Here is a 26,800-nt window from a genome sequence, read left to right on the forward strand (position 1 = left end):
ACTTCGGGGCGTTTCCCCCACTCGTATGCTGGGTCGGCATTCATTCCCCGCGTGAGCGCCGGCCTCGTGAGCCGGTGCGCGCACAGGTTTCAGAGAGGGCGCGTGGTGAGTCGGTCGAGCACTCGGCAGATCCCGGTCATCGTTCTCGCCGGCTTCCTGGGTTCCGGCAAGACCACACTGCTCAACCATCTCCTGCACCGCAGTGGCGGCAGTCGCATCGGAGCCGTCGTCAACGACTTCGGCGCGATCGAGATCGACGCCATGGCGGTGGCCGGAGCGCTCGGCGACTCCACCGTCTCGCTCGGCAACGGGTGTCTGTGCTGTGCGGTCGACGTCAGCGAACTTGATCAATATCTGGACAGGCTCGCTCAACCCTCCGCCCGGATCGACGTCATCGTCATCGAGGCGAGCGGGCTCGCCGAGCCCCAGGAACTCGTGCGCATGGTGCTCGCCAGCGAGCACCCGGGCATCGTGTACGGAGGGCTCGTCGAGGTCGTCGACGCCGCCGAGTTCGCCGCCACGCGTGAGAGGCATCCCGAGATCGACCGGCACCTCGCCCTCGCCGATCTCGTCGTCGTCAACAAGACCGACCGGGCCGAGGACGCGGGGCGTGTGCTGGATGCCGTCCGGGAGCTCGCCGACCGTGCCGCGGTCGTCCCCGCCGCCTACGGCCGTGTCGACCCGGAGTTCCTCTTCGACTGCAGGCCCGGTGAGGAGCGCATCGGACAGCTGTCCTTCGACGATCTCCACCGGGACGACGAGAACGGCGACGAGGAGGACGGTCCGGGAAAGCGCGGCGAGGGGGAGTACGACGGTCACGGCCACCTCGGCCATCTGCACTCCGCTTACGACTCCCTCTCCTTCACCTCCGAAGTCCCGCTCGGGCCAAGGAAGTTGATGACGTTCCTCGACAGCCGGCCCGACGGGCTCTACCGGATCAAGGGGTACGTCGACTTCGGCGTCCAGGACCCCCGCAACCGGTACGCCGTGCACGCCGTCGGGCGGTTCCTGCGTTTCTACCCGGAACCCTGGCCCGACGCGGACGAGCGGCTCACCCAGCTCGTCCTCATCGGCTCCGGGATCGACACGGTGGCACTGGGCAAGGAACTGGAGGCATGCAAAGAGGACGCCCCGCATGCCGACGAACACAGCATGTGGGGCGTCCTCCGCTACGTACAGGAGCCCAGCCCGGAGGGCTGACCACGGACTACGCCGGGCCGGCCACCACCGACACCGGCTTGCCCAGCGACACGCCCGAGCCGTCACGGCGCGGGTCGATCACCGGCAGGTCGACGGGCATGCCGGTCTTCTGCGCGGCGCGCCCCGGAGTCGGGCCGGCCCAGGCCAGCGACAGACAGTCCTCGCCCTTCAGGAACCGCTGGCAGCGCACACCGCCGGTGGCGCGGCCCTTGCGGGGATACTGGTCGAACGGAGTGAGCTTGGCCGTGGTCTGGACGGAGTCGTCCAGCGTCCCGCGTGAACCCGCCACCGTGAAGACCACGGCGTCGACCGCCGGGTCGACCGCGGTGAACGAGATCACCTTCGCGCCGTCCGTCAGCTTGATGCCCGCCATGCCGCCCGCGGCACGGCCCTGCGGGCGCACCTGCGAGGCCTGGTAGCGCAGCAGCTGGGCGTCGTCCGTGATGAAGACCAGGTCCTCCTCGCCGGAACTCAGCTCGACGGCCCCGACGATCCGGTCGCCCTCCTTGAGGGTGATGACCTCCAACTCCTCCTTGTTCGAGGGATAGTCGGGCACCACACGCTTGACGACACCCTGCTCCGTGCCGATCGCGAGGCCCTGCGACGTCTCGTCGAGCGTCGTCAGACACACCACGGTCTCGTCCGCCTCCAGGGAGGACAGGAACTCCGAGACCAGAGCGCCCCCGGAGAGGTTGGGCGCCGACGCCGTCTCGGGCAGCTGCGGCAGGTCGATCACGTTCAGGCGCAGCAGACGGCCCAGGGACGTGACCGCGCCGATCTCGCCGCGCGCCGTGGCGGGCACCGCGGAGACGATCACGTCGTGCTTGGTGCGCTTGCCGTCCGGGTCCTTCCCGAAGGGGGCGGCGGTCATCGTGCGTGCCAGCAGCCCCGTGGAGGACAGCAGGACGCGGCACGGGTCGTCGGCGACCTGGAGCGGGACGGTCGCGGCGGGGGCGCCCGCAGACTCCAGGAGCACCGTGCGCCGGTCGGTGCCGAACTTCTTGGCCACCGCGGCCAGTTCGCCGGAGACCAGCTTGCGCAGCTCCGCGTCGGACTCCAGGATGCCGGTCAGCTCGTCGATCTCGCCGTTGAGGCGGTCGCGCTCCGACTCCAGCTCGATGCGGTCGAACCGGGTGAGGCGGCGCAGCGGCGTGTCGAGGATGTACTGCGTCTGGATCTCGGAGAGGGAGAAGCTCTCGATCAGCCGCTCCTTGGCCTGTGCCGAGTTGTCGCTGGAGCGGATGAGGCGGATGACCTCGTCGATGTCCAGGAGGGCGACGAGGAGACCCTCGACCAGGTGCAGACGGTCGCGCTTCTTGCCGCGGCGGAACTCGCTGCGGCGGCGCACGACGTCGAAGCGGTGGTCGAGATAGACCTCCAGCAGCTCCTTGAGGCCCAGGGTGAGCGGCTGGCCGTCGACCAGTGCCACGTTGTTGATGCCGAAGGACTCCTCCATCGGCGTCAGCTTGTAGAGCTGCTCGAGGACCGCCTCCGGCACGAAGCCGTTCTTGATCTCGATGACCAGGCGCAGGCCGTGCGCACGGTCGGTGAGGTCCTTGACGTCGGCGATGCCCTGGAGCTTCTTCGAGCCGACCAGGTCCTTGATCTTGGAGATCACCTTTTCCGGGCCGACGGTGAAGGGCAGCTCGGTGACGACGAGACCCTTGCGGCGCGCCGTGACGTCCTCCACCGACACCGTGGCGCGGATCTTGAAGGTGCCGCGGCCGGACTCGTACGCGTCCCTGATCCCGGAGAGGCCGACGATCCGGCCGCCGGTGGGCAGGTCGGGTCCCGGGACGTGCTTCATCAGCGTCTCGAGGTCGGCGCCCGGGTAGCGGATGAGGTGCCGGGCGGCGGCGATGACCTCGCCGAGGTTGTGCGGCGGCATGTTCGTGGCCATGCCGACCGCGATGCCGGACGAGCCGTTGACCAGCAGGTTCGGGAAGGCGGCCGGGAGGGCCACCGGCTCCTGCTCCTGGCCGTCGTAGTTGGGTGTGAAGTCGACGGTGTCCTCGTCGATCGACTCCGTCATCAGCGACGTCGCGTCGGCCATCCGGGCCTCGGTGTACCGCATCGCGGCCGGCGGGTCGTCGTTGCCGAGCGAACCGAAGTTCCCGTGGCCGTCGACCAGGGGCAGACGCATGGAGAAGGGCTGCGCCAGACGCACCAGGGCGTCGTAGATCGACGCGTCGCCGTGCGGGTGCAGCTTACCCATGACCTCGCCGACGACACGGGCACACTTCACGTAGCCGCGGTCGGGGCGCAGGCCCATCTCGTTCATCTGGTAGACGATGCGGCGGTGAACCGGCTTGAGGCCGTCGCGGGCGTCCGGCAGGGCTCGCGAGTAGATGACCGAGTACGCGTATTCGAGGAAGGAGCCCTGCATCTCGTCCACGACGTCGATGTCGAGGATCTTCTCCTCGTACGAGTCGTCGGGCGGCGGGGTCTTCGTGCTGCGGCGGGCCATCGCTGCTGCGGCTCCTTCACAGTCTCTGCCGGGGCATGAACGGGTTCTGACGCGCACCATTGTGGACCGCCCCACTGACAGTGCCGACCGCGACCCGTCCGTAGCGCCCTCGCGGCGGGTGCCGCGGGCGTCGCCGTGACCTCTTCCGGGCGACTGTCCGAGCCGGGCGTACGGGCGGTCCGCGAACCGGTCCGGCCGGTGCCCGGCGGCCTCCGAGCGCGTTCGCGACGGTTCCCGGAGGACTTCCCCGGGTGCGCCGGGGCCACGCACGAGTCTCGCTCTCGGCGTACGAGGTGCGGGAACTTCGCCAGCCGTCCGCGCGCTTGCATACAGTGGCAGGACCGACAGGAATGACGTAGTTCCGCGATCGAAGGGACGTACATGCCCATGGGTCACACGGCCACAGCTGAGGCAGGCTCCGGCGGCCTGACAGCGACCGAGCACCGCCTGGCGAACGGCCTGCGCGTGGTGCTCTCCGAGGACCATCTGACCCCGGTCGCAGCGGTGTGCCTCTGGTACGACGTCGGCTCGCGCCACGAGGTCAAGGGCCGGACCGGACTCGCCCACCTCTTCGAGCACCTGATGTTCCAGGGATCCAAGCAGGTCCACGGCAACGGCCACTTCGAACTCGTCCAGGGAGCCGGCGGCTCGCTCAACGGCACGACGAGCTTCGAGCGCACCAACTACTTCGAGACCATGCCCGCCCACCAGCTCGAGCTCGCCCTCTGGCTGGAGGCCGACCGCATGGGCTCGCTGCTCGAGGCGCTGGACGACGAGTCCATGGAGAACCAGCGCGACGTCGTGAAGAACGAGCGCCGCCAGCGGTACGACAACGTTCCGTACGGAACCGCTTTCGAGAAGCTCACCGCGCTCTCGTACCCCGAGGGCCACCCGTACCACCACACCCCGATCGGGTCGATGGCGGACCTGGACGCGGCCACCCTGGAGGACGCCCGCGCGTTCTTCCGCACCAACTACGCCCCCAACAACGCGGTCCTGTCGGTCGTCGGGGACATCGACCCGGAGCAGACGCTCGCCTGGGTCGAGAAGTACTTCGGCTCCATCCCCGGGCACGACGGCAAGCCCGAGCCGCGGGACGGCTCGCTGCCCGACACCATCGGGGAGCAGCTGCGCGAGGTCGTCGAGGAGGAGGTCCCGGCGCGTGCCCTGATGGCCGCCTACCGCCTTCCGGAGGACGGCACGCGCGCGTGCGACGCGGCCGACCTGGCGCTCACCGTCCTCGGCGGCGGCGAGTCCTCCCGGCTCTACAACCGGCTCGTACGCCGTGACCGCACCGCCGTCGCCGCCGGGTTCGGCCTGCTGCGGCTCGCCGGAGCACCCTCCCTGGGGTGGCTGGACGTGAAGGCGTCCGGCGACGTCGAGATCCCGGTCATCGAGGCCGCCGTCGACGAAGAGCTCGCCCGGTTCGCCGAGGAAGGCCCCACGACCGAGGAAATGGAGCGCGCCCAGGCCCAGTTGGAGCGCGAATGGCTCGACCGGCTCGGCACCGTCGCGGGCCGCGCCGACGAACTGTGCCGGTACGCCGTCCTGTTCGGCGACCCGCAGCTCGCCCTGACCGCCGTGCAGCGCGTCCTCGACGTCACGGCGGACGAGGTCCGGGAGGCCGCCAAGGCCCGCCTGCGCCCCGACAACCGCGCGGTGCTCGTCTACGAGCCGACCACCACCGAAGCCGCCGACGCGGCTGACCTTGCCGACGAGACCGACGAGGAGGCGGCGAAGTGACCGAGCTCGCCACCATGGACTTCCACCCGCAGCCCCAGGCCGGCCAGCCGAAGCCGTGGGCCTTCCCCGCCCCCGAGCGCGGCACCCTGGGCAACGGTCTGACCGTGCTGCACTGCCATCGCCCCGGCCAGCAGGTCGTCGCCGTCGAGGTGATCCTCGCCGCGCCGCTGGACGCCGAGCCCGCAGGCCTGGACGGCATCGCCACGGTCATGGCCCGCGCCTTCTCCGAGGGCACGGACAAGCACTCGGCCGAGGACTTCGCCGCCGAGCTGGAGCGCTGCGGCGCCACGCTCGACGCGCACGCCGACCACCCCGGTGTACGTCTGTCCCTCGAAGTGCCGGTCTCGCGCCTGGCCAAGGCCCTCGGCCTGCTCGCCGACGCCCTGCGGGCCCCCGCGTTCGCGGACAGCGAGGTCGAGCGGCTGGTGACCAACCGGCTGGACGAGATCCCGCACGAGACGGCCAATCCGGCCCGCCGTGCCGCCAAGGAACTCTCCAAGGAGCTGTTCCCGGCGAGCGCGCGCATGGCGCGCCCGCGCCAGGGCACCGAGGAGACCGTCCGGAACATCGACTCGGCGGGCGTCCGCGCCTTCTACGAGAAGCACGTGCGCCCCGCCACGGCCACCGCGGTCGTCGTCGGCGACCTGACCGGTGTCGATCTCGACGAACTGCTCGCCGACACGCTCGGCTCCTGGACCGGCTCGGCCGCCGAGCCGCTTCCCGTGCCGCCGGTGAGCGCCGACGACACCGGCCGGGTGATCATCGTCGACCGCCCCGGCGCCGTCCAGACCCAGCTGCTCATCGGCCGTGTCGGCGCCGACCGGCACGACCGCGTGTGGCCCGCCCAGATCCTCGGCACCTACTGCCTCGGCGGCACCCTCACCTCGCGCCTGGACCGCGTCCTGCGCGAGGAGAAGGGCTACACCTACGGGGTACGGGCCTTCGGACAGGTCCTGCGCTCCGCGCCGGACGGCACGGGCGCCGCGATGCTCGCCATCAGCGGCTCGGTCGACACGCCGAACACCGGCCCGGCGCTCGACGACCTGTGGAAGGTGCTGCGCACCCTCGCGGCCGAGGGCCTGACCGACGCGGAGCGCGACGTCGCCGTGCAGAACCTGGTGGGTGTCGCGCCCCTGAAGTTCGAGACGGCGGCGGCCGTCGCGAGCACGCTCGCGGACCAGGTCGAACAGCACCTGCCGGACGGCTACCAGGCGACGCTCTACAGGCAACTGGCCGCCACCGGCACCGTGGAGGCCACCGCGGCGGCCGTGAGCGCCTTCCCGACGGACCGTCTGGTGACCGTCCTCGTGGGCGACGCGGCGCAGATCGCGGACCCCGTCAGAGCCCTCGGGATCGGTGAAGTCACCGTGGTGGCAGCCGAGTAGAACCCGTGCGACGGAGGAAGGGCCCTGACGGCTGAAGAGCCGTCAGGGCCCTTCCTCGTCCCGACGCCGCCCTCAAGATGTCCGTATTCGTATGGCGGTTGCCCTTCTGCCCTGTGGGATGCGTTACAAAAATCGTGATCCGTTTGTTGTTCGAAAGACGCCCCGTCTAGCGTCGGTCCGGCTGTTCGTCACGCAGAGCGCCGCACCCGCGGCACCGGACAGTCATCGCCGAGTCCCCCATGACGCGAGTCAGGGGAGCCGGGGACCCACGCGCAGTCCCTGGGGTGAATCGGACGCCCTCTTCGGAGGGGGCCCGTAGGAGACCTTCCTGCTCCGAACCCGTCAGCTAACCCGGTAGGCGAGAGGGAAGGAAAGGACGAGCCCCTACATGGCGTTCACCTGTGGCACCGGCAAGCATCGTCGTACGAGCCGCGTGCACAGCACGACCACGACCGCCGTCGGGGTCGCGGCGCTCACCACCACCACCGGTGTGATCGGAACCCTGGCCGCCCCCGCGTTCGCCGCGGAAGCCTCCGTCGAGCAGACCGGGCTGACCCAGGCCATCACCCTCGGCGACACGGTCGCCGACCAGATCGACGCGCAGGCCTTCGCGCAGCTGCGCGCCGCCGACGAGGCCGCCGCGCGCAAGCAGGCCGAGCAGACCGCGCGCAAGCAGGCCGCCGAGCAGGCCGTGAAGCTCCGCGAGGCCAAGGAGCGCGCCGCCCGGGAGGCCGAGCGCAAGCGGCTGAACACGTTCGTCATGCCGATCGCCGGTTCGTACGTCTCCACCGGCTACCAGGCCAGCAGCGCCCTCTGGTCGTCCGGCAGCCACACCGGCGTCGACTTCCACGCCGCGACCGGCACGTCGGTCCGCTCCGTCGGCGCCGGCACGGTCGTCACGGCCGGAGACGGTGGCGCCTACGGCAATCAAGTCGTGATCAAGATGCACGACGGCACGTACACCATGTACGGCCACCTGTCGTCCATCGGGGTGTCCGTGGGACAGACGGTCACTCCGGGGCAGCAGATCGGCCTCTCCGGGGACACCGGCAACACCACGGGACCGCACCTCCACTTCGAGGCCCGTACGACGGCGGAGTACGGCTCGGACCTGGACCCGGTCGCGTACCTGCGTTCGCACGGCGTCAACCTCTGACCACCGCTTCGCGGCTTCTTCCCCGTTTTCGATGCCCCGGCTCACCGAGCCGGGGCATCGTCGTTTCCACAGGGCGTCTGTCCAAAAAATATCCATGGATTCAGGCCCGCCGTCGGAAATTCAGGCTTCCTGCAATAGAGTCACTGAACAAGCGTCAATCGGCGGCGTTTCACGGGGATTAAAGCGGAGGTCGGTCATGCGTATTCCGGCGCACTCGGTGTGCACGGCGATCCGTGACGACATCGTCGCGGGTGTCTACGAGCGCGGCGGCCGCCTCACCGAGGAACTGCTCGCGCGCCGCTACGGCGTCTCGCGCGTCCCCGTGCGCGAGGCGCTGCGCACGCTGGAGGCCGAGGGCTTCGTGGTCACCCGCCGGCACGCGGGCGCGTGCGTCGCGGAACCCACCGAGCAGGAGGCCGCGGACCTCCTGGAGATGCGCATGCTGCTGGAACCCCTGGGGGCCGCGCGGGCCGCGCAGCGGCGCACGGAGGCCCACCTCAAGGTGCTGCGGGGTCTGGTCAGGCTGGGGCAGGAGCGTTCCAGGCGAGGCCACAGCGAGGATCTGCGCTCCCTGGGAGGCTGGTTCCACGAGACGCTCGCCCAGGCGTCCGGCAGCCCCGCGCTGACCTCGACGCTCGCCCAGCTGCGTCACAAGATCGCCTGGATGTACTCGGTCGAGGTCCCGGCGGACCCCGCGGAGTCCTGGGCGGAGCACGGCGGCATCGTGGACGCGGTGGCCCGCGGGGACAGCGAGCGGGCCCGCGCGATCACGACCCTGCACACCGAGCGCGCCACGGCCGCGCACCGGCTCCGATTTCCCGGCGGTGACCGGTCGGACCGTGTGAGAAGTTCGCAACATCCCGTAAACACGACGGGTCCGCATCTTTAACACGGGTGTCGTATACAAAGAGGATATTCAGCGGGGGCTTATTTTTCATGCCCTTTTATGAGCGTGTCCGGAATTTCTCCGCGTGCCATTCCCGCAGCCGCTGCGCGAGCCCGTGAGGGGCGCCAGGGAATTCCCGGGCGTGGGTACGGAAAACGGCTGAGCCGCGCCACCCGGTGAAGGTGGACGCGGCTCGGCCGTGTGTGTCCGGGTACCCTGTACGGGTCTCAGACGGTCTCGGGGAGCTCGTCGAGCCCCTCGGCGACCAGCTTCGCCAGACGGTCGAGCGCGGCGTCCGCACCCTCGGCGTCCGAGGTGAGGACGATCTCCTCGCCGCCCTCGGCGCCCAGGCCGAGGACCGCGAGCATGGAGGCGGCGTTGACGGGGTCGCCGCCGACCTTGGCGATCGTCACGGGGATGCCGGAAGCCGTGGTGGCCCGGACGAAGATGGAGGCGGGCCGGGCGTGGAGGCCCTCGGTCCAGCCGACGTTGACGCGGCGCTCAGCCATGTGATGCTGCCCTTCGGGTGTTCAGGGTTGTCTAGACCATTGTTCCATATCGCGAGGCGTGCCCGGACTGTCCCGGGTCCCGCCCGCCGCGGTGTCGGTCGAAGACCCGCTCCGACGCCCGTCACCCTCAGACTGCCTCGCGCCGTTGTCGTACGCGAGCCGTACTCTGGGGCCCATGCAGACCTCGTCGGACCGGCACGAGTACCCAGACCACTGGGAGGCCGACGTGGTGCTGCGCGACGGCGGCACCGCACGCATCAGGCCCATCACCGTCGACGACGCCGAGCGCCTGGTCAGTTTCTACGAGCAGGTGTCGGACGAGTCGAAGTACTACCGCTTCTTCGCGCCCTACCCGCGGCTGTCCGCCAAGGACGTCCACCGCTTCACCCACCACGACTTCGTGGACCGGGTGGGCCTCGCCGCCACGGTGGGCGGCGAGTTCATCGCCACCGTGCGCTACGACCGGATCAACGGGGACGGCATGCCCGCCTCCGCCCCCGCAGACGAGGCCGAGGTCGCCTTCCTCGTGCAGGACGCCCACCAGGGCCGGGGTGTCGCCTCCGCACTGCTCGAGCACATCGCCGCGGTGGCCCGCGAGCGCGCCATCCGCCGCTTCGCCGCCGAGGTGCTGCCCGCCAACAACAAGATGATCAAGGTCTTCACCGACGCCGGATACACCCAGAAGCGCAGCTTCGAGGACGGTGTCGTACGCCTGGAGTTCGATCTCGAACCCACCGACCGGTCCCTCGCCGTGCAGCGCGCGCGGGAACAGCGCGCCGAGGCCCGCTCCGTCCAGCGGCTGCTCGCGCCCGGCTCGGTCGCCGTCATCGGCGCGGGCCGCACCCCCGGCGGGGTCGGCCGCAGCGTCCTCGACAACCTCCGGCAGGCCGGGTTCACCGGCCGCCTGTACGCCGTGAACACGGCACTCCAGGAGAAACAGCTCGACGGAGTCCCGGCCCACCGTTCCGTCCGGGACATCGCCGACCCCGTCGACCTCGCCGTCGTCGCCGTGCCCACCGAACACGTCCCCGGGATCGTGACGGAATGCGGCGAACACGGCGTGCAGGGGCTGGTGGTGGTCTCCGCCGGCTACGCGGAGAGCGGCCCCGAGGGACGCGAACGCCAGCGCGAACTCGTGCGGCACGCGCGCACGTACGGGATGCGCATCATCGGCCCCAACGCCTTCGGGGTCATCAACACGGCGCCCGCGGTGCGTCTGAACGCCTCGCTCGCCCCCCAGATGCCCCGCCCCGGACGCATAGGCCTGTTCGCCCAGTCCGGCGCCATCGGCATCGCCCTGCTGTCCCGGCTGCACCGGCGTGGCGGCGGCGTCACGGGCGTGACCGGCGTGTCGACCTTCGTCTCCTCCGGGAACCGCGCGGACGTCTCCGGCAACGACGTCCTGCAGTACTGGTACGACGACCCGGACACCGACGTCGCCCTGATGTACCTCGAATCCATCGGCAACCCGCGCAAGTTCACCCGCCTCGCGCGGCGGACGGCGGCCGCGAAGCCGCTGGTCGTGGTCCAGGGGGCACGGCACGGCGGGGCCGCTCCCCAGGGGCACGCCGTACGGGCCACCCGGCTGCCGCACGCCACGGTGTCCGCGCTGCTGCGCCAGGCCGGAGTGATCCGGGTGGACACGATCACCGAACTCGTCGACGCGGGCCTGCTGCTGGCCCGCCAGCCGCTTCCCCGGGGGCCCCGCGTGGCGATCCTCGGGAACTCCGAGTCGCTGGGGCTGCTGACGTACGACGCGTGTCTCGCCGAAGGACTCAGGCCGCTGCCGCCCCGGGACCTGACCACGGCGGCGTCGGCGGAGGACTTCCACAAGGCCCTGTCGCAGGCGCTCGCCGACGACGGCTGCGACGCCGTCGTCGTGACGGCCATACCGGCGGTGGGGGAGACCTCGGCCGCCGACGAGGCGCTCGCCGAGGCGCTCCGGTCCTCCGCCCTGGAGGCCCCGGCGAAACCCGTGCTCGTGGTGCACGTCGAGCTGGGCGGACTCGCCGAGGCCCTGTCCGCCGCCGCGAGCACCGCCCCGCAGGCCCCGGAGGGGGCACCCGGAGCGTCGCCCGGCGCCCGCTTCCACCCCTCGGACCGGTCGCCCGCGGCGCCGCCCGCCGAGCCCGCGCCGGACATCCGGCTCATCCCCGCCTACCCCGCCGCCGAGCGTGCCGTCCGCGCCCTCGCCGAAGCCGTGAAGTACGCCCAGTGGCGCACGGACGCCCGAGAGCCCGGCAAGGTGCCCGAGTACGAGGACATCGACGAGAAGGGGGCCGCCCGGCTGATCGACGACCTCCTCGCGCGCGGGGAGGGCCTGACCCTGGGCGGCGAACAGACGGCGGCGCTGCTCGGGCGCTACGGCATCGACGTGCACCAGGCGCTGCCCGCCCCCACTCCGGACGAGGCAGTAGCGGCCGCGCGTGCCATCGGCTACCCCGTCGCCCTCAAGACCACCGCCCCCCACCTCCGGCACCGCGCGGACCTCGGGGGCGTACGCCTGGACGTGGCGGACGAGGAGCAGTTGCGCCGGGCGTACGCGGAGCTGACCGAACTGTTCGGGCCGCCGACGGTGCTGCGCCCGGTCGTGCAGGGGATGGCGCCGCGCGGTGTCGACACGGTCGTCCACGCGGTGATCGACCCGGCGGCCGGGGCGGTGCTCTCCTTCGGGCTCTCCGGCGCCGCTTCCGAGCTGCTCGGGGACACCGCCCACCGGCTGATCCCGGTCACCGACAGGGACGCGGCCTCGCTGGTCCGGTCGATCAGGACGGCACCGCTCCTGTTCGGCTGGCGGGGCTCCGCCCCGGTCGACACGGCGGCCCTCGAAGAGCTCATGCTGCGGGTCTCCCGGCTGGTCGACGACCACCCGGAGGTCGTCGCGGTCTCGCTGGAGCCGGTGGTGGTCGCCCCGGCCGGCCTGAGCGTCCTGGGCGCCACGGTACGGCTGGCCCGCGCCCCGCTCCGGGACGACCTCGGCCCCCGGACACTGCCGGTCGTGTGAGGCGTCCGGGCCGCAGGGCTGCCCGGAGTGTCCGGGCGGCCAGGGCCGTCCGGGCGCCGGAGGGGGAGCGCCATGACGGCGGGCGGCCCGTCCGGCGTCCGGAGGCATTCCGCCCGGGCGCCTTCCCTGCCCGCGTCCCACCGGTCACCCTGCGCGATCCGGCCCGCTCCGTCCACGACGGACCCGCGCGAGCGGTGCCTCGCAGTCAGTGGGCCCCCGTAGGATGGACGGCATGGCCAAGACCAGTACGACGACCCAGGGGCTGCGAGCGGCGATCGAGCGCAGCGGCTACTACCCGGCCCTCGTGGCCGAGGCGGTGGAGGCCGCGATCGGCGGCGAGACCATCCGGTCGTACCTGGTCCACCAGGAGACGACGTTCGACGCGAACGAGGTGCGGCGGCACGTCACCGTGCTGGTCCTCACCGGCAACCGTTTCATCGTGAGCCACACGGACGAACAGAACGCGGACACCACGTCTCCGACGCCGTACGCCACGACCTCGACGGAATCGGTCAAGCTCGGCCGGATCTCCTCGGTCGTGGTCAGCCGCGTCGTCGCGAACCCCGAGTCCTACACCCCCGGCACGCTGCCCCGCGAAGTGGTCCTGACCATCGGCTGGGGCGCCGTCTCCCGCATCGACCTGGAGCCGGCCGCCTGCGGCGACCCCAACTGCGAGGCCGACCACGGCTACACCGGCAACTCGACCGCGGACGACCTGAGCCTGCGGGTCAGCGAGGCGGGAGACGGTCCGGAGACGGTCCGTCAGGCCCTCGCCTTCGCGCAGTCCCTCTCCGAGGCGACCGCGGACGTCGCCCGCTGATGGCCCTGCCCACCTGGGACCACCCGGAACCGCTCGCCGTCGGTTCCGCGCCCGTCCCCGAGTACGGCGCCGGTTCGCTCGCCGACCTGCTCCCCACGCTCGCCGCCGGCATGTCCGTGCCCGGCGTGACCGCCGCCATACCCGAACTGACCGCCGTCGACCGGAACTGCGTGTTCCTGATCGACGGTCTCGGCTGGGAGCAGCTCAGGGCCCACCCGGACGAGGCACCCTTCATGACGTCGCTCCTGGCGTCCTCGCGCGGCGGCACCGGACGTCCGATCACCGCGGGCTACCCGGCCACCACCGCGACCTCCCTCGCCTCCGTGGGCACCGGCCTGCCCCCGGGCGCCCACGGCCTGCCCGGCTACACCGCGCGCAATCCCGCCACCGGCGAGCTGATGAACCAGCTCCGCTGGAACCCGTGGACCGAGCCGCGCGCCTGGCAGCCCTACCCCACGGTCTTCCAGATGGCCGACGCGGCCGGTGTGCACACCGCCCAGGTCTCCTCGCCGACTTTCCAGAACACACCGCTGACGAAGATCGCGCTGAGCGGCGGGACGTTCCACGGCCGGCTCTCCGGCGAGGAGCGCGTGGACCTCGCCGCCGAGCAACTGGCCGCCGGTGACCGCTCCCTGGTCTACACGTACTACGCGGAGGTGGACGGCAAGGGCCACCGCTTCGGCGTCGACTCCGACCCCTGGCGCGGCCAGCTCATGTACGTCGACCGGCTGGTCCAGCGCCTCGCGGAGCAGCTGCCGCCGCGCTCGGCGCTGTACGTCACGGCCGACCACGGCATGATCGACATCCCGTTCGACGAGCAGCACCGCATCGACTTCGACGAGGACTGGGAGCTGCGCGCCGGGGTCGCCCTGCTGGGCGGCGAGGGCCGTGCCCGCCATGTGTACGCGGTCCCGGGCGCCGAGGCGGACGTGCTGACCTGCTGGCGCGAGGTCCTGGGCGAGCAGTTCTGGGTCGCCTCCCGGGACGAGGCGATCGACGCGGGCTGGTTCGGCCCGCAGGTCGACGAGCGGGTGTACGCCAGGCTGGGGGACGTCATCGCCGCCGCCCGGGACGACGTCCTGATCATCGCCTCCGAGCGGGAGCCGAAGGAGTCGCTGATGGTCGGCAACCACGGCTCGATGACCCCGGCCGAGCAACTGGTGCCCCTCCTTCAAGTACGCTCCTGAAGCCCTCCCCTTCCCTGTCGCCGAAAGGTTCTCAACTCCCCATGCCCGAGCTGGTGTTCTTCTCCGGAACGATGGACTGCGGGAAGTCCACGCTGGCTCTCCAGATCGAGCACAACCGCTCGGCGCGGGGTCTGCAGGGCATGATCTTCACGCGTGACGACCGCGCGGGCGAGGGCAAGCTCTCCTCGCGCCTCGGACTGGTCACCGACGCGGTCGAGGTGGAGGACGACCAGGACCTGTACGCCTATCTGGTGGACCACCTCTCGCAGGGCGGCCGGGCCGACTACGTGATCGCGGACGAGGCGCAGTTCCTGGCCCCCGCGCAGATCGACCAACTGGCCCGTGTGGTGGACGACCTGGACGTCGACGTCTTCGCCTTCGGGATCACCACCGACTTCCGGTCCAAGCTCTTCCCCGGCTCCCAGCGCCTCGTCGAACTGGCCGACCGGGTCGAGGTCCTCCAGGTCGAGGCCCTGTGCTGGTGCGGCGCCCGCGCCACGCACAACGCCCGCACCGTGGGCGGCGAGATGGTCGTCGAGGGTGCCCAGGTCGTCGTGGGTGATGTCAACCAGCACGAGAGCATCGGTTACGAGGTCCTGTGCCGTCGGCACCACCGGCGCCGCATGACGGCCGCCACGGCCCGCGCGGGCGCACTGTCCCCCGACGTCCTGCCGATCGCCTCGGTCTGAGGCCCCTCCCGCAGCCCGCCCCCGCGGTCCCGCCGGATCAGGTGACGGCATGGATCAGGGAGAACACCGCGCCCTCCGGATCCGCCACCGTCGCCACGCGACCGTACGGGGAGTCGTGGGCCGCCACCAGGACACGCCCGCCGAGTTCCGTCACGAGGCGGACGGCGTCGTCCGGTTCGGCGGCCTCGAAGTACGTCAGCCAGTGCGGGCCCCGGTCGCGCGTCAGGGCGTTGCCGACGCCGTGGACACCGGCCACCGGCCGGCCGTCGACGTACAGGGTCACGCGGTCGAAGTCTGCCGAGGCGGCCGGCCGCAGTTCGTAGCCGAAGACGCCCTTGTAGAACTTGACGACGCTCTCGGTGTCGCGCGTCACGAGCTCGTTCCACGCGGGGGTGCCCGGCACGCCGGTGATCTCCGTCCCGGGGTGGGCCACCCCCTGCCAGATCCCGAAGACGGCCCCCGACGGGTCGGAGGCGATCGCCAGACGTCCGGCCTCGGCGGCGTCCAGCGGACCCACGCCCACGGTTCCGCCGCTGTGCCGCACGATCTCGGCGGTCCGGTCCACGTCGGCCGATGCGAAGTACGGCGTCCAGGCGACCGGCAGGTGCCGGTCGGGCGGCAGCTGGCCGATCCCGGCCACCTCGTGGCCGTCGAGCAGCGCCCGCGCGTAGGGACCGAGCTGCGGGGGGCCGGGCTCGAACTCCCAGCCGAACAGTGCCGCGTAGAAGTCCTGGGTCGCGGCCGTCTCGTGTGCCATCAGGCTCACCCAGCCGGGTGACCCGGGTGCGTGCCGAGCGTGCGTGGTGCTTTTCGGGTCGGCCGATTCCCGTGCCTCGGTCATCGTCACTCTCTTCTCGGCCCCTCGCGGTGGCCGGTCACCTTCCGCCTGCGGACACGCGCATCCCTCGCGTGCGTGCACGCCCCGTGCCGATGTCGCACCACCACGCGGGCCGGACGTCCCTCCCGCGCCGCCGTCCGGCGGAGCGGGAACGGAAGGACGCCCGGTCGGCCGTCCCCCGTCCGCCCGGACGGGATCGCCGTGTGGTGTCCATCGGTTGTACAGCATGTGCCCGATCCCGTACGCCCGGTGATCGGAACCTGCCCGGCGGAGCAGAGTAGCCGTACACGGACGAACCGGCCACCCCGTGCGCAAGGATGGGGTCATGAACGCCATCATCACGGCATCCGAACTCGCGAGTGACCTGGCGGGACCGAACCCGCCGGTCCTCCTCGACGTCCGCTGGCAGCTGGGCGGACCCCATCTGCGCTCCGAGTACGAGAACGCGCACATCCCCGGTGCCGTCTTCGTCGATCTGGATTCCGAACTCGCTGGTCCGGCCGGTGCGGCGGGCCGGCATCCGCTTCCCGACCCCGAGGTCTTCGGCGCGGCGATGCGGGCCGCGGGAGTGTCCGCGGACCGCGACGTCGTCGTGTACGACGGAGGGCAGGGCTGGGCCGCCGCGCGTGCCTGGTGGCTGCTGGGCCATTCGGGTCATCCGTCGGTACGCGTCCTCGACGGCGGGTTCGCCGCCTGGACCGGCGAGGTGTCCTCGGAGGTCCCCTCGCCGGCGGCCGGAACGTTCGTGCCGACGGCCGGTGACCGGCCGTCGCTCGACGCGGACGGTGCGGCCGCGCTCGCCCGCACCGGGGTGCTGCTGGACGCCCGTGCGGGGGAGCGGTACCGGGGCGAGGTCGAGCCGATCGACCGGGTCGGCGGCCACATCCCGGGTGCCGTCTCCGCGCCCACCGTCGAGAACGTCGCGGAGGACGGACGGTTCCTGCCGGCGGCCGAACTCGCGGACCGCTTCAAGTCCTTCGGGGTGACACAGGCGTCGGAGGTCGGCGTCTACTGCGGCTCCGGGGTCTCGGGCGCCCACGAGGTGCTGGCGCTCGCCGTGGCAGGCATTCCCGCGGCGCTGTACGTGGGTTCGTGGTCGGAGTGGTCCCAGGACGCGGACCGTCCCGTCGCGGTGGGCCCCGACCCGCAGTGACCGCGGTGACCCCGGGGCGCCGTCCGCGGCGGGGTGAGGGTCTTCCCCGGTGACACCGGGGATCGCCCGAGGCCGCCGCGCGGGCGTGGCCCTCGGTTCCCGCCCGTGCACGGCGAGGGGCCCGCACCGGATCGGTGCGGGCCCCTCGCCGTGGTCCTGACTGTTCCTGCTAATCCTGCTTCTTCCGGCGGGTGCCGAAGACGATCTCGTCCCAGCTCGGGACCGCCGCTCTGCGGCCGGGACGGACACCGTCGGCCTCGGCCTGGCGGTCCGTCGCGCCGACGAGCCGGTCGCGATGGCTGCCCACGGAGCGGGGCATGAGCACGTCCGCGTACGCGGAACCGGCACCCGCAGAGGCGGCGGGAGCCGGAGGCTCCTCCTCCTCGGACTCGGGGACGGGCTCCTCGTCGGCGGGCCGCTCGGCGGGGGCGGGCCGCTCGGGCACCACCATGTCGCCCCGGAAGCTGGGCACCGCCTCCAGAAGACTGGTCAGCGAGTCCCGCTCCTCGGCCTCTTCGACGGGTTCCGGCGACGCCGGGGGCAGACTCGGCCGCTCCGCCTGCCGGTCCAGCGAACGCTCACGGGGCAGCCGGGCGATCCGCGGCACGAACGGGAAGCTCGGCTCGGGCGCCGCGAGGTCGTCGGACTCGCCGATCAGCGACCGCGCCTCGTCGTCGACGGCCTGCACGAGCCGTCGGGGCGGATCGTAGGTCCAGCTCGCGGCGTGCGGTTCGCCCGCGACGCGGTACACCAGCAGGACTTCCCAGGTGCCGTCGTCGCGGCGCCACGAGTCCCACTGGACGCTGTCCTTCTCGGCGCCCCGGATCAGCAGTCGCTCCTGGACGGCCTCACCGAGCTGGGGACCGGCGTTCTCCCCGGGGCGGCGGACGGGAGTCTTCCTGGCACGCTCGGCCATGAAGGCGCGCTCGGCCAGGACGGGTCCCTCGAAACGGCGCACGCGGTCGACGGGGATGCCGGCGAGCTGGGCGACTTCCTCCGCGGAGGCACCGGCACGTATGCGCGCCTGGATGTCACGGGGGCGGAGATGGCTCTCCACCTCGATCTCGATCTGGCCGAGGCGGGGACGGTCACCGCGTACGGCGGCGCGCAGCCGCTCGTCAATCGGAAGCGTGTATTCCGTACTGTCCGCAGCCTTCAGCACCAGCCGTGTGCCGTCGTTAGAGACGGCCACGACACGCAGTTCGGGCATGGGGACCTCCCGGGTGGTGCCTGCCGACGTCACGTGCGTCGCTGCTTCCGCTAGTCGAGTGTGGCCTGCCCGGGTGCAGCCTGCCACAACCTTGCCGAGTTGCCCGGCGTGTCGGGTGCGGACCCGGGGCCGCCGTTATGGCACGGTTACCTGTTTCGCAACGCTAAGTGACGAACCTCATCACCCTGTGCAACGAGCCCCCTCCCGGCGGTCCTGCAAGGCCCCGGACGCCCTGGCGGAGTCCGGACCCAGGGCTCGCAACAGTACTCCATTCGGGCCACTTGCGTGGATCGGCACGCCACTCAACTTCGAGCGGGGGGCGCTAGTTGGCCGATCCCCGCGCGCGTTCGACGGTCGGCGGACGTGGCGCACTTCACGCAATCGGCAGAAACGGAACTTATCGTTTCGCCCGTACGTCCCTTTCTCGTGCGATAGGTCGATCAAGTACGGGAAAGGCGGGCTGGGTCCGGGGATGCGTGAGAAGCCGGAAGTCGGCGGCGAGCAGCCGGGTGCCGACGTGGAACCGAGGAAGAGGCGGCTGGACCTGAGCGTCCCCCAGGTGGCGGGGAGCGCGGTCGCCGCGGTGGTGGCGGCGAAGCTCGCGTCCTACTTCGGCGTCTACGGGACGATCCTGGGCGCCGGACTGGTCAGCATCGTCGCCACCTGCGGAGGAACGCTCTTCCAGCACTTCTTCAAGCGCACCGGTGAACAGATCCGTGACGCGAAGGTGCAGCCGAGACCGAAGCCCCGGCCGCTGCCCGCTCCCCCCGGGGAGTTCACCGAAGGGACCGTCTACCGCGCGCGGGTCACGAGCTGGAAGAGACCGCTGGTCGCGACCGCCCTCGTCTTCGGCGTCACGATGGCCGGAATCACCGCGTACGAGACGGTCTCGGGGCGGAGCTTCAGCGGCGACGGCACGAGCACGACGGTCGGCGACGCCTTCAAGGGGCACACCGCCGGCTCGGGGGACCGGGAGCCGGACACGGCACCGTCGGCCGGGTCTTCGCCGTCCTCGCCGAAGGCTTCCCCGAAGGCCGCGGCGCCGTCCGCCGACAGCACCGGATCGGGTGACACGGGCGGCGACGTGGGCAATGCGTCCGCCGTGCCGGTCCCGGAGGACGGCGCCTCGTCGGAACCGGAGGCCGGGGACGGTACGTCCGCCCCCGCGCCCGGCGCGACCGCTACGACCCCAGAACCCTCCGCAGATAGTCGTTCGCAAAGCGCCGGTCCGGATCGAGCCGGTCCCGCAGAGCGGTGAACTCGCCGAAGCGCGGATAGGCCCGGGAGAAGTACTCCGCGTCGCGGGTGTGCACCTTGCCCCAGTGCGGCCGGCCCTCGTGCGCGGTGAAGATCCGCTCGGCCGCGGTGAAGTACGCCTGGTAGGGGGTGCCCCGGAACATGTGGACGGCGATGTACGCGCTCTCCCGGCCGGACGCCGTGGAGAGGGGGATGTCGTCGGCGGGTGCCGTGCGCACCTCCACGGGGAAGCTCACCCGCAGGTCCGAGCCGTCGACCATCGCCTTCAGCTCGCGCAGCGTCTCCACCAGGGCCTCGCGGGGCACCGCGTACTCCATCTCCACGAACCGCACGCGGCGCGGAGAGGTGAAGACCTTGTACGGGATGTCGGTGTAGGTCCGCGCGGACAGCGCGCGGCTGGAGACCCCGGCGATCGACGGGATGGCGGCGGGAACGGCCCGGCCGAGCAGGTTGGCCACCTGGAAGACGCCGTTGGAGAGGAACTCGTCCTCGATCCAGCCGCGGACGGGGCTCACCGGGTTCTCGGGGCCCGCGCTGCGGTTGTTGCGCTTGGTGTTGCAGTTTCCGGTGTGCGGGAACCAGTAGAACTCGAAGTGCTCGTTCTCGGCGAAGAGTTCGTCGAAGCCGGCGGTGACCTTGTCGAAGGTCATCGGCTCCTCGCGGGCCGTGAGCAGGAAGACGGGCTCCACCGCGAAGGTGATCGCGGTGACGATTCCCAGGGCGCCGATGCCTATCCGGGCCGACGCGAAGATCTCCGGGTTCTCGCTCCGGGAACAGGTCAGCACCGAGCCGTCCGCCGTCACCAGCTCGAGGGCCGTGATCTGGGCGGCGATCGAGGCGGAGTCGCGCCCGGTGCCGTGCGTTCCGGTGCTGGTCGCCCCCGAGACCGTCTGCTCCATGATGTCGCCCATGTTGGTGAGCGAGAGCCCCTCACGCGCCAGGGCCATGTTGAGTCTCTTGAGCGGGGTGCCGGCCTCGACCGTGACCGTCATGGCCGTACGGTCGATCTTGCGGATGCCGGTCAACAGTTGAGGGCGGATCAATACGCCGTCGGTCGCGGCGGCGGCCGTGAAGGAGTGCCCGGTGCCGACGGCCTTCACCGTCAGACCGTCCTCGGCCGCCTGACGCACGGCGGCGGAGAGCTCGTCCACCGAGGCGGGGGTGACCTCCCGTACGGGAAGGGCGGTGACGTTCCCCGCCCAGTTACGCCACGTGCCGCTCTTCTCGCTCACTGCGGTGCTCATGAGACCCTCCCCGCTGCAGAACCGGCCTGCTGAGCCGGCGGTACCCGAGGAAACCGACCGCGACCGCGACGGCCCCGGACACCGCCGGAACCCCGTACCCGGCTTCCGCGCCGGCGGAGTCGACCACCCAGCCGGCCACGGAGGAACCGAGCGCGATCCCGACGGCGAGTCCTGTGCCCACCCAGGTCATGCCTTCGGTCAGTTTCGCGCGAGGTACGTGCTGGTCGATGAGGGACATCGTCGTGATCATCGTGGGAGCGATGGACAGACCCGCAACGAACAGCGCCACGGCCAGGAACGGCAAGTTTCCGACCAGTAGGAGGGGGATCATACTCACGGCCATCGCACATACGCCCAGCAGCCACCTGCCTTCCATCGTCCCCTTCGGGCGCAGCAGCCCGAAGACGATCCCCGCGAGGCAGGAGCCCGCCGCGTAGAGGGCCAGAACGATGCTCGCGGCGCCCTTGTGGCCCTGCTCCTCGGCGAAGGCGACGGTGACCACGTCGACGGCTCCGAAGATCGTCCCGGTCGCCACGAACGTGGCCACGAGGACCTGGAGCCCGGCCGAGCGGAGCGCCGAGCCGCCGCTGTGCTGTCCGCGCGGATGCGGCCGGGGCTCGGTCGCGCGCTGGGCGGTCAGCCAGAAGACACCGGCCGCCAGGAAGCAGCCGGCGAGCAGCGGTCCGGCTTCCGGGAACCACACCGTGGACAGGCCGATGGAGATGATCGGCCCGAAGATGAAGCAGACCTCGTCCACCACGGACTCCAGGGAGTACGCGGTGTGCAGCTGCGGGGTGTCTCCGTAGAGGGCCGCCCAGCGGGCCCGGACCATCGCGCCCAGGCTCGGGACGCAGCCGATGCCCGCCGCGCAAACGAACAGGACCCAGTCCGGCCACCCGTAGTGCGCGGCGACCAGCAGTCCGCCGGCCGCCGTGAGCGCGAAGAGCGCCGCCGGGCGCAGGACCCGCCGCTGGCCGTGCAGGTCCACCAGGCGCGAGACCTGCGGACCCATCGCCGCGGCCGCCAGCGCGATGGTCGCCGACAGAGCGCCCGCCAGGCCGTAGCGCCCCGTGAGCTGGGAGATCATCGTGACGACGCCTATGCCCATCATGGACAGCGGCATCCGGCCGAGCAGGCCCGCGGCGGAGAAGCTCTTGGAGCCGGGGGCGGCGAACAGGGCGCGGTACGGGCTGGGCACGAGAGTCTCCGTCGGATCGGCTCGGCCCCTCCCGGTCACCGGGCGGCCCGAAGTGCGGTAAGGCGTGAAGCTGGCCGATACAGCTTACTAGTTAGGTAACCCTAATGCAGCCCCCGTGTGTGTCCGACCTTTTGTGCGGGGGCGCCCGTCCGGGCGTGCGCTCCCCCCGTCCGCCCCGCCGCTGTCGCCCGCCCGCGGCCCCGCCGGTTATCGCCCGTCAGTGACGGGTGGCAGGATCGGACCCATGCCAGACGTGCTCGATGCCACCCCCTACGACGCCCTGCTCCTGCTCTCGTTCGGCGGCCCGGAGGGCCCGGACGACGTGGTCCCGTTCCTGGAGAACGTGACGCGGGGCAGGGGCATCCCCAAGGAACGCCTCAAGGAGGTCGGGCAGCACTACTTCCTGTTCGACGGGATCAGCCCCATCAACGACCAGAACCGCGCGCTGCTCGACGGGCTGCGCAAGGACTTCGCCGAACACGGGCTGGACCTGCCGGTCTACTGGGGCAACCGCAACTGGGCGCCGTACCTGACCGACACGCTGCGCGAGATGGCCGCCGACGGGCGGCGCCGGATCCTGGTGCTGGCCACCAGCGCGTACGCCTCGTACTCGGGCTGCCGGCAGTACCGCGAGGACCTGGCCGGGGCCCTGGCCGTCCTCGCGGAGGAGGGGCTGGAGCCGCCCGAGGTCGACAAGCTGCGGCACTACTTCAACCACCCCGGGTTCGTGGAACCGATGACCGAGGGCGTCCTCAGGTCGCTCGCCGACCTGCCGGAGGAGGTCCGGCCGGGCGCGCACCTCGTGTTCACCACGCATTCGATCCCGATCGCCGCGGCGGACACCTCCGGCCCGGCCGAGGGACACGGCGACGGCGGCGCCTACCTCCGGCAGCACCTGGACGTGGCCCGGCTGATCGCGGAGGCGGTGCGCGAGGAGACCGGGACCGACCGCCCGTGGAAGCTCGTGTACCAGTCGCGCTCCGGAGCCCCGCACATCCCGTGGCTGGAGCCGGATATCTGTGACCACCTGGAGGAGCTGCACGCGGCGGGAGCCCCGGCGGCGGTGATGGTGCCGATCGGGTTCGTGTCGGACCACATGGAGGTCCTGTACGACCTGGACACCGAGGCACGGGCGAAGGCGCAGGAGCTGGGGCTGCCGGTGCGCCGTTCGGCCACGGTGGGCTCCGACCCCCGCTTCGCCGCGGCGATCCGCGACCTGGTGCTGGAGCGTGCCGCGGCCGAGAGCGGCCGGCAGGTGACGCGGTGCGCGCTGGGCGCTCTCGGCGCGAGTCACGACCTGTGCCCGGTGGGCTGCTGCCCGGCCCGCACGCCCAAGCCCGCGGCCGCGGGCGCCGACAGCCCCTACGCGTGAGGAGCGACGTGACCGACCTCCTGCACACCGAACTCCTCCAGCTCGCGCACGAGGCCGCCCGCCGCGCGGGTGAGCTGCTGCGCGACGGCCGCCCGGCGGACCTCGCGGTCGCCGCCACGAAGTCCAGCCCGATCGACGTCGTCACCGAGATGGACATCGCCGCCGAGAAGCTGATCACCACGCTCATCGCCGAGCGCCGCCCCGACGACGGCTTCCTCGGCGAGGAGGGCGCCGCCACCGCGGGCACCAGCGGGATCCGCTGGATCGTCGACCCGCTCGACGGCACGGTCAACTACCTGTACGGGCTGCCGACGTGGGCGGTGTCCATCGCGGCCGAGCAGGACGGCGAGACCGTCGTTGGCGTCGTCGCGGCACCCATGCGCGGCGAGACCTACCACGCGGTCCGCGGCCGGGGAGCCCGTGCCTCCGGGGCCTGGGCCGGCGAACGCCGGCTGTCCTGCCGCCCGTCCCCGCCGCTCGACCAGGCCCTCGTCTCGACCGGCTTCAACTACGTGACCGAGGTCAAGACCCATCAGGCCGACGTGGCCCAGCGGCTCATCCCGCTGGTGCGCGACATCCGGCGTTCCGGCTCGGCGGCGGTCGACCTGTGCGACGTCGCAGCCGGCCGCCTCGACGGCTACTACGAACGTGGTCTGCACCCCTGGGACCTCGCCGCGGGGGACCTGATCGCCAGGGAGGCGGGAGCGGTGACCGGTGGGCGCCCCGGAGAGGGCCCCACGGGCGATCTCGCGGTGGCGGCCTCCCCGGGCGTCTTCGAGCCCCTCCAGCGGCTCCTGGAGGACTTCGGGGCCTGGCACGACTGACCCGCCCGCCCGGCGGCGGACACGCGCCCGTCCGCCGGGTGCGGGAAACGGCCGGGCGCGAGAACGGAAGCGGGGCCCCGGTACTGGATCGATACCGGGGCCCCGCTCTCGTACGTGCTGATCAGACGCGTGTGGCGCCGACCTCCACACCGTGCTCGGCGGCAAGGCGGTGCAGGTCGTCCAGCTCGGCCTGTTCGACCTCCGCGAGGAAGTCGTCGCCCGTCTCGCGAGCTCGGGTCAGGTCGGACTCGGTCGCCCTTATGCGCTGCAGAAGTCCTGTGGTGAATGCGTCCATGCTGCGCCCCCTCGTCCTGGGTCGTGGGTCGGGTGGCACGGGGGTGTGCCGATGGAAAGGGGCGATCACGTCTCCGAATGGGGTGCCCAGCGCTGCCCGGGCTGGGCGGCGACGGTGCCGGACACCCACGCCAGCTCTGCGGAAGCGGTTGGACCTACCACAATGTGGCTTGCCACATGCAGAGCGTGATCGCGGGGTGTAAAGCCGTCCTCCCCCCGCTCTCTTCCACGGAAACCTCGACCCGACGAGAAAATCTCACCATTCCGGTCTCCCGGACGCGGCTCCCTGGCGCCTCCCCCGTCTTACAGCCGGTTTATGGCCGAAACGGGCAGGATGGAGCTCTCATCCGTGACGGACCCGCCCGCGTGGTGCGCTGGAACGTGCCCCGCCGGCGGACAGAGGAAGGACAAGCGACGTGCGCGTACTCGTCGTCGAGGACGAGCAGCTGCTCGCCGATGCGGTGGCCACCGGACTGCGCCGGGAGGCCATGGCCGTCGACGTCGTGTACGACGGCGCGGCCGCGCTGGAGCGCATCGGGGTCAACGACTACGACGTGGTCGTCCTCGACCGGGACCTCCCCCTCGTGCACGGCGACGACGTCTGCCGGAAGATCGTCGAGCTCGGCATCCCCACGCGCGTGCTGATGCTGACCGCGTCCGGCGACGTCAGCGACCGTGTCGAGGGCCTGGAGATCGGGGCCGACGACTACCTCCCCAAGCCGTTCGCGTTCAGTGAGCTGACCGCACGCGTGCGTGCCCTCGGACGCCGTACGAGCGTGCCGCTGCCGCCGGTCCTGGAACGTGCCGGGATCAAGCTCGACCCCAACCGCCGCGAGGTCTTCCGCGAGGGCAAGGAGGTCCAGCTCGCCCCCAAGGAGTTCGCCGTCCTGGAGGTGCTCCTGCGCAGCGAGGGCGCCGTCGTCTCAGCGGAGCAGCTCCTGGAGAAGGCCTGGGACGAGAACACGGACCCGTTCACCAACGTCGTGCGCGTGACCGTCATGACGCTGCGGCGCAAGCTCGGCGAGCCCGCTGTGATCGTCACCGTGCCGGGCTCCGGGTACAGGATCTGATCCATCGTGGCCACCACCCCCGCGCCGCCCGCGGCGCCGCCGAAACCCTGGGATCCCAGACGAGCGGAGCCGCCCTTCCCGTGGCTGCGCCCCACGATCCGCATACGTCTCACGCTGCTGTACGGCGGCATGTTCCTGATCGCCGGCATCGTGCTGCTGTCGATCATCTACCTGCTCGCGGCACAGGCGCTGAACGTCGGCAGTGAACTCCCCTTCAAGATCATCTCCGGGGAGGTCGGCAGCAGCACCTGCAACCTCCCGTCGGCACCCCTGGCGGAGGAGCTCAACCGCGCGATGGCCGACTGCGTGAACCAGCAGCGCCAGCACGCCCTCGACGACCTGCTCAGCCGCTCCCTGCTGGCCCTGCTCGGCCTCGCGGTCATCGCCTTCGCGTTCGGCTACGCGATGGCGGGCCGTGTCCTCTCGCCGCTCGGCCACATCACCCGCACCGCGCGCGCGGTGGCCGGCTCCGACCTGTCCCGGCGGATCGAGCTGGACGGCCCGGACGACGAGCTGAAGGAGCTCGCGGATACCTTCGACGACATGCTGGAGCGGCTGCAGCGGGCCTTCACCGCCCAGCAGCGGTTCGTCGGGAACGCCTCCCACGAACTGCGCACGCCCCTCGCGATCAACCGCACGCTCCTCGAGGTGCACCTCTCGGGACCCGGGGTGCCGACGGAGATGCAGCAGCTCGGCAAGACGCTGCTCGCCACGAACGAGCGCAGCGAACAGCTCGTCGAGGGCCTGCTGCTGCTCGCCCGCAGCGACAACCAGATCATCGAGCGCAAGCCGGTGGACCTCGCGGAGGTCGCCTCGCAGGCCGTCGACCAGGTGCACGCCGAGGCGGAGGCCAAGGGCGTGGAGATCCGCGGGCTGCGCGCTCCGGTGGTCGTCCAGGGCAACGGAGTCCTCCTGGAGAGGATCGCCCTGAACCTCGTCCAGAACGCCGTTCGGTACAACGTGCCGCAGGACGGCTGGGTCGAGGTCGCGACCGCCATGGAGCACGGCAGGGCGGTCCTGGAGGTGTCGAACACGGGGCCGGTCGTTCCCGCGTACGAGATCGACAATCTTTTCGAACCCTTCCGGCGGCTGCGCACGGAGCGCACGGGCAGCGACAAGGGCGTGGGCCTCGGCCTGTCGATCGTCCGGTCGGTGGCCCGCGCGCACGGGGGCCACATCGTCGCCCGGCCCCGGGAAGGGGGCGGGCTCGTGATGCGCGTCACGCTTCCTGTCTGAGACCATGTCGCGGACACATGGCGGTGTTCGCTGTGCGCGGAATTCCCGGGTCACCCAC

General features: G+C 71.5%; 22 protein-coding genes and 1 riboswitch. Of the genes, 15 read left to right on the top strand and 7 right to left on the bottom strand.

Annotation, left to right across the window (positions count from 1 at the left end; translation table 11 throughout):
* Window positions 1–105 precede the first annotated feature (105 nt).
* The gene (locus ACFW6B_RS08380; RefSeq protein ID WP_386593349.1) at window positions 106–1,200 is read left to right on the top strand and encodes a CobW family GTP-binding protein; all 1,095 of its coding nucleotides are present in this window, start codon (window positions 106–108) and stop codon (window positions 1,198–1,200) included.
* Between the two features lie 7 nt (window positions 1,201–1,207).
* On the opposite strand, the gene ACFW6B_RS08385 is transcribed toward ACFW6B_RS08380, so the two are convergent.
* Window positions 1,208–3,667 (bottom strand): DNA topoisomerase (ATP-hydrolyzing) subunit A, encoded by a 2,460-nt coding sequence (locus tag ACFW6B_RS08385; RefSeq protein ID WP_386593351.1) that lies wholly within the window; start codon window positions 3,665–3,667, stop codon window positions 1,208–1,210.
* Window positions 3,668–4,048: 381 nt separating this feature from the next.
* Between ACFW6B_RS08385 and ACFW6B_RS08390 the strand changes: the two genes are divergently transcribed.
* From ACFW6B_RS08390 to ACFW6B_RS08405, 4 genes are all read left to right on the top strand, one after another.
* Window positions 4,049–5,410, top strand: coding sequence for a M16 family metallopeptidase (locus ACFW6B_RS08390; protein ID WP_386593354.1), 1,362 nt, complete (start codon window positions 4,049–4,051; stop codon window positions 5,408–5,410).
* Window positions 5,407–6,795: a M16 family metallopeptidase gene (locus ACFW6B_RS08395; protein ID WP_386593356.1), complete on the top strand. Its 1,389-nt coding sequence runs from the start codon at window positions 5,407–5,409 to the stop codon at window positions 6,793–6,795. Before ACFW6B_RS08390 ends, ACFW6B_RS08395 begins: the two co-directional genes overlap by 4 nt.
* Window positions 6,796–7,011: 216 nt before the next feature.
* Window positions 7,012–7,171, top strand: a riboswitch (cyclic di-AMP (ydaO/yuaA leader).
* 12 nt (window positions 7,172–7,183) lie between these two features.
* A complete protein-coding gene (locus ACFW6B_RS08400) occupies window positions 7,184–7,951 on the top strand; it encodes a M23 family metallopeptidase (protein ID WP_386593358.1) in 768 nt (255 codons plus the stop codon).
* Window positions 7,952–8,147: 196 nt separating this feature from the next.
* Entirely contained in the window at window positions 8,148–8,840 is a 693-nt protein-coding gene (locus ACFW6B_RS08405) for a GntR family transcriptional regulator (protein ID WP_386593359.1), read from the top strand.
* Window positions 8,841–9,064: 224 nt separating this feature from the next.
* On the opposite strand, the gene ACFW6B_RS08410 is transcribed toward ACFW6B_RS08405, so the two are convergent.
* Window positions 9,065–9,346, bottom strand: a complete 282-nt coding sequence (locus ACFW6B_RS08410; RefSeq protein WP_386593361.1) for an HPr family phosphocarrier protein — start codon at window positions 9,344–9,346, stop codon at window positions 9,065–9,067.
* A 175-nt stretch (window positions 9,347–9,521) separates the two neighbouring features.
* Between ACFW6B_RS08410 and ACFW6B_RS08415 the strand changes: the two genes are divergently transcribed.
* From ACFW6B_RS08415 to ACFW6B_RS08430, 4 genes are all read left to right on the top strand, one after another.
* Entirely contained in the window at window positions 9,522–12,350 is a 2,829-nt protein-coding gene (locus tag ACFW6B_RS08415; RefSeq protein ID WP_386593363.1) for a GNAT family N-acetyltransferase, read from the top strand.
* 232 nt (window positions 12,351–12,582) lie between these two features.
* A complete protein-coding gene (locus ACFW6B_RS08420; protein ID WP_192582336.1) occupies window positions 12,583–13,170 on the top strand; it encodes a DUF5998 family protein in 588 nt (195 codons plus the stop codon).
* Window positions 13,170–14,357, top strand: a complete 1,188-nt coding sequence (locus ACFW6B_RS08425; RefSeq protein ID WP_386593366.1) for an alkaline phosphatase family protein — start codon at window positions 13,170–13,172, stop codon at window positions 14,355–14,357. The genes ACFW6B_RS08420 and ACFW6B_RS08425 overlap by 1 nt, the downstream gene beginning before the upstream one ends.
* Window positions 14,358–14,398: 41 nt before the next feature.
* Window positions 14,399–15,046 carry a thymidine kinase gene (locus ACFW6B_RS08430; protein ID WP_386593368.1) on the top strand — a complete coding sequence of 216 codons (648 nt, stop codon included), beginning with the start codon at window positions 14,399–14,401 and terminating at the stop codon, window positions 15,044–15,046.
* Between the two features lie 37 nt (window positions 15,047–15,083).
* Here the strand turns inward: ACFW6B_RS08430 and ACFW6B_RS08435 are convergent, their stop codons facing one another.
* Window positions 15,084–15,887, bottom strand: coding sequence for a VOC family protein (locus tag ACFW6B_RS08435; protein ID WP_386593370.1), 804 nt, complete (start codon window positions 15,885–15,887; stop codon window positions 15,084–15,086).
* Window positions 15,888–16,209: 322 nt separating this feature from the next.
* On the opposite strand from ACFW6B_RS08435, the gene ACFW6B_RS08440 reads away from it, so the two are divergent.
* Window positions 16,210–17,037: a sulfurtransferase gene (locus ACFW6B_RS08440; RefSeq protein WP_386593372.1), complete on the top strand. Its 828-nt coding sequence runs from the start codon at window positions 16,210–16,212 to the stop codon at window positions 17,035–17,037.
* A gap of 169 nt (window positions 17,038–17,206) precedes the next feature.
* On the opposite strand, the gene sepH is transcribed toward ACFW6B_RS08440, so the two are convergent.
* Window positions 17,207–18,247, bottom strand: a complete 1,041-nt coding sequence (sepH, locus tag ACFW6B_RS08445) for a septation protein SepH (RefSeq protein WP_386593374.1) — start codon at window positions 18,245–18,247, stop codon at window positions 17,207–17,209.
* A gap of 472 nt (window positions 18,248–18,719) precedes the next feature.
* Here sepH and ACFW6B_RS08450 point away from each other — a divergent pair, with 472 nt between their 5' ends.
* Complete coding sequence (locus ACFW6B_RS08450; RefSeq protein WP_386593376.1) at window positions 18,720–19,505, top strand: hypothetical protein; 786 nt, start codon at window positions 18,720–18,722, stop codon at window positions 19,503–19,505.
* Here the strand turns inward: ACFW6B_RS08450 and ACFW6B_RS08455 are convergent.
* Window positions 19,429–20,748 carry a D-arabinono-1,4-lactone oxidase gene (locus ACFW6B_RS08455; protein WP_386593378.1) on the bottom strand — a complete coding sequence of 440 codons (1,320 nt, stop codon included), beginning with the start codon at window positions 20,746–20,748 and terminating at the stop codon, window positions 19,429–19,431. The two genes, ACFW6B_RS08450 and ACFW6B_RS08455, sit on opposite strands and share 77 nt — an antisense overlap.
* Window positions 20,708–21,946 (bottom strand): MFS transporter, encoded by a 1,239-nt coding sequence (locus ACFW6B_RS08460; protein WP_386593380.1) that lies wholly within the window; start codon window positions 21,944–21,946, stop codon window positions 20,708–20,710. The genes ACFW6B_RS08455 and ACFW6B_RS08460 overlap by 41 nt, the downstream gene beginning before the upstream one ends.
* Window positions 21,947–22,190: 244 nt before the next feature.
* Here ACFW6B_RS08460 and ACFW6B_RS08465 point away from each other — a divergent pair, with 244 nt between their 5' ends.
* Window positions 22,191–23,318 (top strand): ferrochelatase, encoded by a 1,128-nt coding sequence (locus tag ACFW6B_RS08465; protein WP_386593382.1) that lies wholly within the window; start codon window positions 22,191–22,193, stop codon window positions 23,316–23,318.
* A gap of 8 nt (window positions 23,319–23,326) precedes the next feature.
* A complete protein-coding gene (locus ACFW6B_RS08470) occupies window positions 23,327–24,142 on the top strand; it encodes an inositol monophosphatase family protein (RefSeq protein ID WP_386593384.1) in 816 nt (271 codons plus the stop codon).
* Window positions 24,143–24,263: 121 nt separating this feature from the next.
* Here ACFW6B_RS08470 and ACFW6B_RS08475 read toward each other — a convergent pair whose 3' ends face one another.
* Window positions 24,264–24,437 carry a hypothetical protein gene (locus tag ACFW6B_RS08475; RefSeq protein WP_386593385.1) on the bottom strand — a complete coding sequence of 58 codons (174 nt, stop codon included), beginning with the start codon at window positions 24,435–24,437 and terminating at the stop codon, window positions 24,264–24,266.
* A 415-nt stretch (window positions 24,438–24,852) separates the two neighbouring features.
* On the opposite strand from ACFW6B_RS08475, the gene ACFW6B_RS08480 reads away from it, so the two are divergent.
* Window positions 24,853–25,506, top strand: a complete 654-nt coding sequence (locus ACFW6B_RS08480; protein ID WP_386593387.1) for a response regulator transcription factor — start codon at window positions 24,853–24,855, stop codon at window positions 25,504–25,506.
* Between the two features lie 6 nt (window positions 25,507–25,512).
* A complete protein-coding gene (locus tag ACFW6B_RS08485) occupies window positions 25,513–26,742 on the top strand; it encodes a sensor histidine kinase (RefSeq protein WP_386593389.1) in 1,230 nt (409 codons plus the stop codon).
* Window positions 26,743–26,800 lie beyond the last annotated feature (58 nt).

The sequence above is a fragment of the Streptomyces sp. NPDC058751 genome (assembly GCF_042746485.1).
Taxonomy (GTDB): Bacteria; Actinomycetota; Actinomycetes; order Streptomycetales; family Streptomycetaceae; genus Streptomyces.